The organism is Microbulbifer agarilyticus (genome assembly GCF_001999945.1).
GTDB classification, from domain to species: Bacteria; Pseudomonadota; Gammaproteobacteria; order Pseudomonadales; family Cellvibrionaceae; genus Microbulbifer; species Microbulbifer agarilyticus_A.
In genome coordinates, this window is record NZ_CP019650.1 from 2,923,067 (window position 1) to 2,935,692 (window position 12,626).

The following is a 12,626-nucleotide window of genomic DNA, read 5'->3' on the forward strand; positions in this document are numbered from 1 at the left end:
GTAACAGGCAGGAACTTCGTGTGGATGCTTTTCTCGTCGTAATTCTCATCGCCGTACTGGCGTGGGTCGTCCCCTTGTTGTGGCAGCGCTGGCGTCGCGACTACCTGCGCTCGCGTCCCCTAAGCGCCAAGCAGGAACGTATTCTTGCGAACCGCCTGGCCCTGTTTCCCTACTTACCTGCAGACAGGCAGCGGGAGCTAAAGGAGAACATCAGCCTGTTCCTGCGCGATAAGGAATTTGTCGGCTGCAATGGGCAGGTAATCACCGACGATATCCGCATAACTATTGCCGCCCACGCCTGCCTGCTGTTGCTGGAACGCCCCAATAACTGCTATCCCGACCTGAAAACCGTACTCGTGTACCCGGATGCGTATGTCGCCAGGGAAACCCGTCACGATGGGCATGTACAGTCGTCACATATGAGTGCGCGCGCCGGCGAAGCCCACTATCGGGGTCCGGTGGTATTGTCCTGGGGAGACTTGATCGATGGACTGCAGAGCCCAGAGAGGGGGCACAATGTGGCGATCCATGAATTCGCACACAAGCTGGACGAAGAAGATGGCTATGTGGACGGACGCCCACCATTCGAGAACAGCGCCGATGGCAAAACTTGGGCGCCGGTCATGCGCGAGGCATTCACCGAGTTGCGCCAGCGAATCCAAACTCTGCACGCAGGTACTGAACTGGCCGCCAGTGAAACCGCGGTAGCGCTTGGGGAAAAACCCTCGGTACTGGACACCTACGGTGCCCAGTCACCTGCAGAGTTCTTTGCGGTAGTGACGGAGGCGTTTTTTATTATTCCGACGGCGATGGAATCGGCGCATCCGGCACTGTATCGGGAGATGCAAAAATTTTTCCGAACAGATCCGGCCGCATTGCTGCGTGGAAGTCGTCCGGGCGGTTGATATCGCAATTGATCGCCGGGTCCGCCACCTCGACATCAATCACCGCATCGGCAAATATGCGCAATACCTTTTCCATACCGGTATTGCGCAAACGGGACAGTGCTGACAAGTATTTGCGACCGATGGCGATCGGGTAACCGCGCGTGCCGGCACACACCGGTACGCAGATACGGTCTTCTTCCGCGGCCTGCATCAGGCGAGTGAGTGTTTCCGGCTCGACAAACGGCATATCCCCCAAACAAACCAGTACCGCCTTGGGATTAGCGCCAGACCGCTGCAACTGTTCGACCACATGGGCCAGGCTGGTACCGATACTCACCGGCCACACCGGCGCATGAATGACCTGAACAGGAAGTTTTTTCAGACCGTTGCCGAGTACGGTATCACGTGCGCGCAATACTACCTGCACCCCCGCATCGTCGAACTTGTCGGCTGCATCCAGCGCCGCCTGCAAGGTGCGCAATATCATGGGCTCCCCATGAATACTCGCCAGGCGCTTGTCGGTACCAAATCGATGAGAGTATCCGGCGGCCAAAACCACGATTGAATATTCCATTATCTTTCTCGCATCGCTTTTTTTTAGAGTTCAGTTTATATAGCTGGTCAGTAGTCCTTCTTCCACTGTAGCTCCACACTTCCGGCACCACTTTCGCTACCGTCGGAGGATTTGATGTCGAGGCGCAAGTTTTTGCGCAGCTCAATTTGCATTTCCGCCTGCCAGGGGTTGAGCGGGTCGGTACTGCGCTGCAACTCCAGATAAATCCGGCTGGTAATGTATTTGCCGAGACTCAAGGAGTACTGATCCCCCTCATCCGTTGCCTCCGAATCGAAGTCCAGCGTATCCAGCCCCACCAGATCGCGGGTGCTGGCCAACGGGTCGAACCCGGTGCCACCAGTCTGCAGAGCGCGCACCACGCTGACCAACCGCACCGCTTGCAGCGGTGAAATATCGGTCAGCGACTTGCCAAACAACAGCTGGGCAAAAATTTCATCCTGGGCGGCCGCCGGGTTCGAACTGAATTCGATTTTGGGATCATCCGTAGTGCCAGAAATTTCTGCGGTAATCTCACCGTCGGTATAGGTGTGCACCCCTTTTACATAAATCGCCGCCACATTATTTTCGAACTGCACCTCACCTTCCTGCAGGTCAAACTTCTTGCCGAGTAAATCGAACTTTCCGCGCACGATGGTGATGGTACCCGCCGCTTCCGGACTGGCCGCGGTGCCGCTGATGTCCACCTCTCCCTTAAGCTGAGAATCCAATCCCAACCCCCTGACGACAGATTGTTGGTCCAGCACAACCTCAATCTGCAAGCCAATATTTTCCAGCAGGCTCGACCCCGTGAATTCGTCTTCCCCGCCATCGACTTCCACCTCAATCACGTCAATTTCCGGCACACTGCTGCCGATAAAGTGCTCCACCTGAACAGTCAACGGCCGTAGGTTAATGGTGCCCGCCAGCAAGGCATCTTCGGTAGTACCTGATAGACGCAGGTCACCGTTAATCGCTCCTTTGGCGCCAGGCATATTGAGCAAACGCGCCCTGCGAGCAGACAGAGTGAAATCCATTGCCGCCGGTGCCGGGGCGTTAAAGCGGGCGGCCCCGGACAATTCAACACGCCCTCGATCCCGGTCGCGGGCACTCGCCTCGACAATTCGCCAGGCACCGGGGGTCAACTCGGCAATAAACACAATACGCCGCAGGCGCGTATTGCTGGGGCGGTGTTCGTAGTAACCCTCACGCAGGTTGATATTGCCGCGCAGGTTGGGCTTGCTGCTGGTGCCTCTGGCAGACAAATCAAAATTCAGGTTGCCCCGCAAGGTATGAATCTCCGGGTCATACAGCACACTTAACGCCGCCAGATCGGCACTGCCACCCGCCTTAAAGTCAATGGGCAGAGGCGGGCGTTCCGACGCTGGTTGTTCGCTAAATAGTTGCGTAAGAATGGGGGCAATGGCGAGCGACGCCCGGGCGTTGGCCGCCTGACGATTTCCGTGGCTTGCACCCAATTGCATCTGCAGGTTTTTCGCAACGGTTTCCCAACTCAGCGACAGAATCACCGGCACTTGCACCAGCGCATCGTCCTGTAACGTCGGCGCCTGCCCGGTAATACGCAGCTCACCGGAAAGGTCTGGGTTGCGCGGAGTACCGGATGCGGTGGCGCGCAAGGACAGCTCACCGGTATCGCTGATATCTGCGTTTAACCACGTATTGAAGTCCGCCAGTACCGCCTGCGCATTCACCTGGAGATCGAGTCCGGAGGCGCTCATGGCGCCATCGATGGAGAGCTGGTTGCGATCGGCCCAGAGTAACTTCACTTCAGACAAGGTGATGGCCGCTTGCCCATAACTCACATCCCCCTGCGCCTGCCAGGGCTCACCCTGAAACTCGCCCATACCCAGCACATTGACACTGGCTTCCACCGACGAGAATGGGCCGGTAAAGTTGCCGTCCAGACTCAATTCACCACTCAGGGAGAGTGGCAACGGCACCCCCACCAGTTCCGCCAGGCCAATGGGAATGTTGCGCCCGGCAACACTGCCATTGACCTGCTGCGCTTTCGGCTCCAGCACGCCGTTTAGTTCCAGCCAAGCGCTGCCTTCTGCGCGGGCGCGCTCTGCGTCCCGCGCTAACGCCCGGGTACCCACTACCCGCTCGGCAGATTGGCGCAATGGATACTCTTCGTCCGGATCGATTACCTCACCCACACGCAGAGACTGTTGATTGGAGCGGCGCGGTATTCCGGCGCTACTGCTAAACAGATCGAGACGCAAACGGTCGAACGTAATCGCATCCAGATTACCGGCGGCACCACCTCTGAGACGATAGCGGTAATCTCGATACTCGCCGTCGGACATAATGCGGGCAGACATTTTGGGGTTATCCCAGGGGCCGGTTACCGATACCACCGCATCCAGGTCAACTCGGGTACCGGGATCAACGGGCACATTAAACTGTTCCGCCGGTTGCAGCCCCCGCGCAGCGACATCCAGCTGCAACTGCAACGTCTTACTCTGCACTGCCACTTCACCACTGCCGCTTACGCGAAGTCCCTCGCCCTCCAGCAGCAAGTCCTGCACCGCAAAGCTTTCCAGGTTACCGCTGGCGTGTGCCTGCGCGTTTACCTCAAAGCTTCGATACTGCAGTGCGCTGGTGACTTCCACGGCGAGATTCGGGTTGTCCCACGGCCCCTTGGCGGTAACACGCAATTGCTCGACGGTGCCGGCAATATCCTCAGGAATCTCCACACTTTGCGTCTGCTCGATTCCCCCGAGTATTTCGCGCACCTCGTCAACCGACAGCTGTTCGAGAGACGCCTTTACATCAATGGATTTCCCTTTAACGTTCACTACACCCGCGACGGCAGCTTTGGCATCCGAGAGTGATAGTTGAGCACTGCGGATATGAATGTCGTCCTCAATGGTTTCCACTTCACCATTGAAGCGAAGCGGCTGGGATTGAAAGGTAGAGCGCAGTTCCAGCGTGCCATTGGCATTCGGCAACTTCAGCGGCCCCTGAATATCGAGCTTGGCCGACAGCCAGCCCCCTTCGAGAAAATTCTGAAACGGCTGCGAAATGGCGACTGGTAAGCGATTTAACCGAACCTTTAAATCAACAGATTCAGCATCGACCTCACCGCGCACGGTGTGGTAGGTATCGTCCACCCGCAAAGTGAGATCGCGAGTGGCGACCGACCAGGGTGACAGGGCCAGCTCCGCCGTTCCCTGCAAACCAAAGCGGTGATTCACCAGCGGCAAGGAAAACTGCTCCACAGTGACTTGCGCATTATTTTCGTCACGCACCTGCAATAGCACACGACCTTTCGCATCCAGGGCTTCCCCATCGGGAAGGTGTAAAAAGCGCCCGAGGAAGCCACCGGATAGCTCACTGGCGGACAGCGTTAAGCGGTACTGTTGCTCCGATATCATCTGCCCGTCGAGACGCAGGTGCAGCTGATGGCCCTGATGCTCGGCAACCTCCAAAGACAGTGCCGACGGCTCTCCGGGCCATTGATAACTTGCCCGTCCATCCACCCGTACGGTGGGTAATCCCGCAACGGCCTCGTCAATAATCGTCAGGCGATTGATCGCCAGCTTCTCCAGCCAGATTGCCGGAATGGAAATTTCGCTGCTTTGTGTCGGCGGAACGTCATCATCCTCCCCTGCGTGCTGCTGGAGATACGCCTGCAGTACCGTGTTATCAAACAGCAGTTTCTCAGCCGTCACTTCCGGAATATGTATCTGCTTGTGCAGCAGCGGCAATAGGTCGACGTGCAGTGTAAGCTGCTGCCCCTCGAGCAACGTGCGCTCCTTGTAGCGCACTCGCAGCAGTTCAAAATACCACTTGCCCCACTGTGGACTTCGCATCCCCTCTTCTTGAATTTCCAGATCGGGCAAGTAATGACGGGCAGCGGCAAGACCAGCGTGAGTTAGGGTTTCCCGACCTTTTTCCGAGCCGAGAAAGACCAGTGCAAAGCACAGTGGTAGTAACAGCAAGACCGCGAGCAAGGTCAGGCGAGGCCGGTTGCGCCAGGGCCGCAATCGTTGCCTGCGCGTTGATTTGGCGGAGCTTGAATCCACCATGGTTCAGAACGCCTGCCCGAGGCTGACATAGATCTGATAACTGCTGTCATCAAGCCCGTCGCGACGATCCAATGGGAACGCGATATCAAACCGCAGAGGTGCAAACGAGGTCATGTAGCGCACCCCAAGCCCGACACCCCAGTAGAGGTCGTCAAAGCTCGGCTGGGGGTCCTCATAGGCATTACCGCCATCCACAAACAGTACCCCGCCCCAGGACTCGGTAAAGCGAAACCGTCCCTCGAGCGAAACTTCACTGAGCGCCCGGCCACCGATGGGGTCAGAAAGTGTCGGTGGCTCCCCCGCAACCGTCGAAGGAATCAGCCGGCGCGGGCCAAGCGCCTGATAGCTGTAGCCGCGCACCGAGCCGCCACCGCCCGCATAAAAGCGTTCGTCAGCGGGGATCTCGAGGTTGTCGATCCCATTGATGACCCCGGCCTTGATGCGCAGTGCGAGCGTCGGGTCAAAGCGTACGTCGTCACCAGTGAGATAACCGGTGGCTACCAGGGTATTTTTGACGAAGCGGGTGCCGCTATTGCGAAGGTCAAAATAGGGCTTCACTTCAAACGCGACGGTGGCACCACGGCGGGCATCCAGCAGATTGTCGGTGGTGTCGATCTTCAGGCCGAGAGGAAACGACAGCAAGTTGTAGTTTTCACTCTCCTCGCCCTCTTCCTGAACCTCACTGAACTTCAGTTCGCTACCGATACTGAAAGTGCGGTGCTTGGTATGGCGGCGGGAAATGGTGCCGCCGATGGTGACGGACTCGGCGTCGTAGGAGTCACGCTCCTCATTGGACGCTTCGGCCTTGGCTGAGAAGTTCTGGTCGTCGCGGAAAAAACGCGGCACCAGAATTTCGGTCTTGATCGACTGCTTTACCTCGTTGACGCGGGTTTCTACTTCGATCTTTTCCCCGCGGCCAAGGATATTGCGATGCTCCCAGCCGGCGGAAACACCCGCCCCCTCGTCGGAGGTATACCCCACCCCGAGGCGTACGGTGCGGTGTTTGCGCTCGGTCAGCAGGAAGGTGATGTCAACGACACCATCATGGGGTTCCGAGACTTCGGTATTCACCCCAGCGATCAGATTGGTGCGCAACAGGCGCAATTTGGCGGCGTCGAGTTTTGCGCGATTGAAACAATCGCCCGTCGACAATTGCAGGCGCTTGCGCAGGTAGGGCTCATTAATACTAGTGACACCTTCCACATAGAGTTGCCCAATGCGGACCTCTGGGCTGGGCGCCACTCGATACTCCAGCCGCGCGGCGTGCTCGCTGTGGATAACCGTAGCTTTGTAGTCCACGTCCAATTCGAGCAGGCAGGCATTTTCCGATAGGTAGGTTTCAATTTTTTTGACGCCCTCGGTGACCTTCACTGCCTCCAGCGGATCACCGACCTGCAGCCCAACACCGGGAAAGCCGGGTTTGAGCCTCAGGGGCATATCGATTTCCAGCGACTTGATCCGAAATACCTGCCCCGGGACTACCCGGTAAAGAATCTCGCCATTGTCGACCGTCTGTCGAACCCGGCCGTCGTAATAACCGCGGGAGCGCAGTAACTTTTCCAGGGTACCGCGCTCGTAGCGGGCCACATCCTGGGGGTCATCGTATGACTTGAGTACGCTGCTGGATTTACGCTGCTCGTTAAGTTGGTCTTTCAGCCATTCCTGCAGTTTGGCGTTTTCCAGTACACGTACTTTGAATTTGGGAAGACGGTCAAAAAATGGAAGTGCAGCAGAGGGGTGCGGCAACAGAAAAAGCACCGACAACAGAACAACAGAAATGTAGTGAAGAAATGCCGCTCCACGAGCGGGAAGAGAATCGCGCAAGACCAAGTCCGTTTGCCAACCACTCCTACTGCGACGCCGTGAAACGAAAAAAGTTGCCTCCGCTTCGACGGCGCCTGCGGTATTTACCGCTGCTTAACCTGTGAATACCCGTGTGCGTCCTGCACCGGGCGTTGAGCCCTCCCCTTGCAATGCTCTCCAGACACCACCTAATTCATTGTTTAGCGAGCGGGAACAGCCGGGCGCTCTTTTGCCTCAATCAATGGATTGCAATTTTTGATGACCACGCGGCCTTCCAGCAGGTTGCCCTTGGAATACTCACTGAAAATACACTCGTTGGTTTCCGGGTTGTAATTCTCAACCCACAGGTTGTCATCTTTCCAGGTGGCGCCGAGGTGCCGCTGGCCGGATGGCACGCTGATATACATCACGCCGCCGAAACGCTTTACAAACACCTGCTCGAAATGGAAGTAGTAGGCGAGCCAACCCACCAGAAAAATGATGGCTGCGACAATCGCGCCTTTGCTGAGGCTGCCCAGGCGCCCACCGGCAAACAAGCTCAAGACCACCAGTGCGATCACTGCGGCCCAATACAGATAGGTAATCATGCAGATCTTCCGTGAATTTATGGTTTATTAGCGGGGAATCACTACCCCACAGGGTAGCGCAGTTTGGCGGATCAGACATGCCCGGGGCAAGCCCCAGCCCTGTAACTCAGCGCAGAAATGGAATGGCGATCGCGGAGGGGGTACCCCTATGAAGCCGTGGCACATGGTGGCGGGAGAATTCGCTGCTCAAATGGGTTATTGCAGGGATTTGTTGTGATATCTGTCCGGGCGCGCATTAAAACCCAGAACCTGCGGGGCGGTTGATCCAAATCAAGTGCGCTCCTGGGCGCCTGCATACACTGGAACCAATCAAGAGTGCAGCAATGCAATAGGAGTAGAAAATGGACGCACTGATCGACCTGTTCACCAGCTTTTCTGGCCTACTGAGCCTCGGCATCATCGGTTTTGTGTGCCTGATGGGCGCTTACTTCACCCGTATGGCGTTGCGCAAGATGGATCAGGAACTCGCGCAGCAGGCGGAACAGCAAGCAGCCTGATCCCATACCTGCCTGCGCAAGACCAGCAAAAAAATGCCGGGCCAATATCCTTTAGCCCGGCAATGTGCTGTTTGAAATTCGGCTAACGGAGAGCGCGCTCTATAGCGCCCTCCCGTGTTCGCTTATCTCGCGGATCTCACTTACTCGCCGGCGAGTGCCTCAAGATCTTCGTAAAGTTTGAGTGCTTCCGGGTTCGCCAGCGCTTCCTGATTTTTTACCGGCTTGCCGTGTACCACGTTGCGCACCGCCAGTTCGACAATCTTGCCGCTAATCGTACGCGGGATATCCGCCACCTGAATCACCTTCGCCGGCACATGGCGCGGGGTGGTATTAGCGCGGATGGTGGTACGGATTTTCTGGATCAGTTCGTCATCCAGCGTGAGCCCTTCACGCAGTACCACGAACAACACCACCCGCACATCGTCACGCCACTCCTGGCCAATACAGATGCTATCCAGCAGCTCCTCGACCTTTTCCACCTGACGGTAGATTTCCGCGGTGCCGATACGCACGCCACCGGGGTTCAGCACCGCATCGGAACGCCCGTAAATGATCACGCCGCCGTGCTCGGTGATTTCTGCATAGTCACCGTGGGCCCAGACACCCGGCCAGCTATCAAAGTAAGCACCGTGGTACTTGCTGCCATCCGGGTCGTTCCAGAAGCCAATCGGCATACAGGGGAAAGACGTCGCACACACCAGCTCACCCTTTTCCTCCAGCACCGGCTTGCCGTCGTCACTCCACACCTGTACCGCCATACCCAGGCCGCGGCATTGCAGCTCCCCCGGATAAACCGGCAGCGTCGGGTTGCCCAGCGCAAAACAGGAAATGATATCGGTGCCGCCAGAGATCGAACTCAGGCACAAGTCGGGTTTAATGTCGCGATACACGTAGCGGAAGCCTTCGTGGGCCAGTGGTGAGCCGGTCGACAACACCGCGCGCAGGCGCTCCAGCTTGTGGCTCTCGCGGGGCTTGCACCCGGCCTTCTCCAGTGCGGCAATATATTTGGCGCTGGTGCCAAACACACTGATGCTTTCTTCATCGGCCATGTCCCACAGGCACTCGGCCGCCGGGTAGAACGGCGAGCCATCGTAGAGCACCAGAGTTGCGCCACAAGCCAGTCCGCTAATCAGCCAATTCCACATCATCCAACCACAGGTAGTGAAGTAGAACAGGGAATCGTTGCGGGAAATATCGGTGTGTAGGCGATGCTCTTTAATGTGTTGCAGCAGTGTGCCGCCCACCCCGTGCACAATACATTTGGGTACACCGGTGGTACCGGAGGAGTACATGATGTACAGCGGGTGATTAAATTCGGTCTGCTCAAAAGTGAGCGGTCGCGCCGGCGCATTTTCCACAAATGCACGCAGGCTCACCGCGCGATCCAGCCCCGCGATATCAGTTTCCGTCTGCTCTGGCGAGCGCGCCACCGGCACCACGACCAGCTGCTGGATCGACTCGATCTGGTCAACGATCTGCTCAAGGCGCGGCAGCGAGTCGATGGTTTTGCCGTTGTAGAAATAGCCCTCGCAGGCAAACAGTACCTTAGGGCCCACCTGACCGAAGCGATCCAGCACACCATTAATACCAAAGTCCGGTGAGCACGAGGTCCAGACAGCGCCCAGGCTGGTGGTGGCGAGCATGGCCACTGCGGTATCAATAATATTCGGCATAAAGCCGGCAACACGGTCGCCCTTGCCCACACCCGCATTGGCCAGCGCCGCAGCCAGCTTCTCCACCTCGGCAAACAGCTCGCCGTAGCTGAGTTCTCGGCGACGACCATTTTCCAGCCGCTCAACCAGCGCCGCCTTGTCGTCGCGGAAGCGCAGCAGGTTTTCGGCAAAGTTCAGACGCGCGTCGGGGAACCATTCCGCACCGGGCATGGTGTCTTTACCCAGGACACGCTCGCCGCGCTCACTGGCGATCACCTCGCCAAAGTCCCACAGCTGGTTCCAGAAGGCTTCGCGGTTATCCACAGACCACTGATGCAGGGCGTGGTAATCCGGCAGCGACTGCTGATGTAGTTCATTTACCTGACGGCGAAACTGGTCCATCTGCGTAGCGGCGATCGCTTCCGCAGTGGGCTGCCAAAGGGGTTGCACGGGATTACTCATTGCGGCGGTTTCTCTCGTTGTTCTATTCCGACGTTCTGCTTCACCCTTATCCACAGTTGTGGGGTCAGGGCCTTAATACGGGGCCGAGTTACGGGGCCAAAATACGGGGTTAGGTCACAGGGCTGCTGCGGAGTTCGTTCGCAGTTTCAGCGCCCGTATGAATGGTTGACCATTATTCGCGGTCTCGCCATGTGCACAATCATGCCTTGGTCTAACACTTTAAACTAATTTAAACTTATTAATATTTATTAAGTTTTACTTATATTTAAACCGAACCTCAAATTACCCATGAGCACCACCATCAAGCAGCTAAGGGCCTTCGTGGCCGTGGCCAAAACCCACAGCCTGGCCGAGGCCAGCGCCCAGCTGCACGTGTCGCAACCGGCGATTTCCATTGCCATCCGCAGCCTCGAGGAATCCCTCGGTGGCGCACTGTTCAGCCGCGATGGCCGCCAGCTGGCACTCACACCCGAAGGCGCTGCCTTTGTGGAGCGCGCACAGCAGCTACTGCACAACTGGGATAACACTCTGGATGCCGCGCAGCAACGTTTTCGCTTGCAGCAGGGGCAGCTGTCCATTGCCGCCATCCCCGCATTCGCCCTGAACCAATTGCCGGGGCTGCTCAAGGAATTTCATCAGCGCTACCCGGATATCAATATTGTGCTGGAAGACATTGTGATGGAGCGTGTAGTGAGCGCGGTGCAGGAGGGGCGTGCGGAGCTGGGGTTCAGCTTCCGCCCGGAGGACTTGGGCAACCTGACCTTCACCGCGCTCGGGGACGATCGCTTTGTCGCGGTACTACCGCAAGGCCACCCACTGCAAGGCAAGAAGCTGGTGCACTGGCGGGATCTGGCGCAAGAGCCCTTCATTGCAATGAACCGGGGATCGGCGGTGCGGCGCTGGACAGATAGCGCCTTCTCCCAATGTGGCAAGCCCGATGATACGAGCCCTCGACTGCTGTGTGAGGCCTATCAGCTCAGCACCATCGGTCGCTTGGTACAAAGTGGACTGGGCGTCAGTGCAGCGCCCAGTTTATGTGTCGAGCAAATGCAGGCTTATGGGCTTATTTGCAAACCACTGGCAGATCCCATCGTAAGCCAGCCAGTGGGCATTCTCGCGCGAGAATTCGGCGCTCTGTCTGCGCCGGCCCAGGCGTTTGTGTCCGTCGCGTTAGACAATAACCCAGGTGCGCGCGCGAACTAAGCGACGCAAGTCCAACAGCAAGTCCCACACCGTAATCGCGATGACAACGCCGACCGCTACCTGCCAGGCACCCTGGCTCGGCTGCCAGAACTCACCGCTTTGCCACTCGACAGAAAACGGCACGGGATTACTGAGGAGGACGCCCAGCAACACTAACCAATAGCTGTGTAGTGCCGCATCCACAATCAAGCGCGAGCGCGTCCAGAAGGGCGAAAGCAGTTTGAACAGTGACATCAATACACTTCCACCCAGCGCTACATTGAGCCAGGGTAGCAGCGACGCCAACAGCGGAGAAAATACCAGCGAAGATGCCCATTCAGAGCCTGCAGACAACCAGATATCATTCAGCCAGGCGATTGCCAGCAGGGTTACAATAAATTCGAATGCTGTATCAAAACGTTTAATCCGGCGGCCACTGTCCACCACCTTCGACATGGAGCGCGGATTCCAGTTATCAAACACGCGGCGATAACCGAAGCCCTCACCGATCAGGTAAAACACCAAAGTAATCCAGGCGAACGAGTGAATCCCGCTTTCATACAAACTGGCAAACCAGCGAATGGTGGCGGACAGCAGGTTCGGGTTTTCATCCACGTACAGCGATGCCACGACACCAATAGCGGAAGCAGCTGCAATGAACAGTAACACCCATTTCAACACCTGCAGATACAGAGGGAACAGTGGTTCACTGATCAGGGCCCGACGCGGCTGGTAGGCCGCCGCCACCGACATGGGGTGCCCCTTTTGCTTCAATAAATCGAGGATATCCTGCTCACCGGGCTCTCGCGCCAGCGAAGCCTGCAGCTCATCCCGCTGATCCTGCAAGTCTGATAGCAGTTCGTTTCCAACATCCTCGCGCAGTCGCGCCGGCAAATAAATGCGGACATTATCGACATAGCGCTGTAACCAATCGACCTGATTCGTCATCGACTT

9 protein-coding genes are annotated in these 12,626 nt (G+C 57.3%); 3 read left to right on the forward strand and 6 right to left on the reverse strand.

The genetic code is table 11. From position 1 onward, the window contains the following. The first annotated feature begins 20 nt into the window (after positions 1–20). Complete coding sequence (locus Mag101_RS12165; protein WP_077405345.1) at positions 21–905, forward strand: zinc-dependent peptidase; 885 nt, start codon at positions 21–23, stop codon at positions 903–905. On the opposite strand, the gene Mag101_RS12170 is transcribed toward Mag101_RS12165, so the two are convergent. The 4 genes from Mag101_RS12170 to Mag101_RS12185 form a co-directional block, all read right to left on the reverse strand. Next, entirely contained in the window at positions 796–1,461 is a 666-nt protein-coding gene (locus tag Mag101_RS12170; protein WP_077405348.1) for a nucleotidyltransferase family protein, read from the reverse strand. The genes Mag101_RS12165 and Mag101_RS12170 overlap by 110 nt on opposite strands. Before the next feature lie 47 nt (positions 1,462–1,508). Beyond that, the gene (locus Mag101_RS12175; RefSeq protein WP_198039984.1) at positions 1,509–5,273 is read right to left on the reverse strand and encodes a translocation/assembly module TamB domain-containing protein; all 3,765 of its coding nucleotides are present in this window, start codon (positions 5,271–5,273) and stop codon (positions 1,509–1,511) included. 219 nt (positions 5,274–5,492) lie between these two features. Beyond that, a complete protein-coding gene (locus Mag101_RS12180) occupies positions 5,493–7,313 on the reverse strand; it encodes an autotransporter assembly complex protein TamA (RefSeq protein WP_077405352.1) in 1,821 nt (606 codons plus the stop codon). A gap of 179 nt (positions 7,314–7,492) precedes the next feature. Further along, positions 7,493–7,879, reverse strand: a complete 387-nt coding sequence (locus Mag101_RS12185; protein ID WP_077405354.1) for a hypothetical protein — start codon at positions 7,877–7,879, stop codon at positions 7,493–7,495. A 341-nt stretch (positions 7,880–8,220) separates the two neighbouring features. Here Mag101_RS12185 and Mag101_RS12190 point away from each other — a divergent pair, with 341 nt between their 5' ends. Further along, positions 8,221–8,376, forward strand: coding sequence for a DUF3149 domain-containing protein (locus Mag101_RS12190; RefSeq protein WP_077405356.1), 156 nt, complete (start codon positions 8,221–8,223; stop codon positions 8,374–8,376). A 140-nt stretch (positions 8,377–8,516) separates the two neighbouring features. Here the strand turns inward: Mag101_RS12190 and Mag101_RS12195 are convergent, their stop codons facing one another. Then, positions 8,517–10,490, reverse strand: coding sequence for an acetoacetate--CoA ligase (locus tag Mag101_RS12195; protein WP_077405358.1), 1,974 nt, complete (start codon positions 10,488–10,490; stop codon positions 8,517–8,519). A gap of 288 nt (positions 10,491–10,778) precedes the next feature. Here Mag101_RS12195 and Mag101_RS12200 point away from each other — a divergent pair, with 288 nt between their 5' ends. Then, a complete protein-coding gene (locus tag Mag101_RS12200) occupies positions 10,779–11,693 on the forward strand; it encodes a LysR family transcriptional regulator (protein ID WP_077405360.1) in 915 nt (304 codons plus the stop codon). Here Mag101_RS12200 and Mag101_RS12205 read toward each other — a convergent pair. Next, a complete protein-coding gene (locus tag Mag101_RS12205) occupies positions 11,661–12,620 on the reverse strand; it encodes a hypothetical protein (protein WP_077405362.1) in 960 nt (319 codons plus the stop codon). The two genes, Mag101_RS12200 and Mag101_RS12205, sit on opposite strands and share 33 nt — an antisense overlap. Positions 12,621–12,626 lie beyond the last annotated feature (6 nt).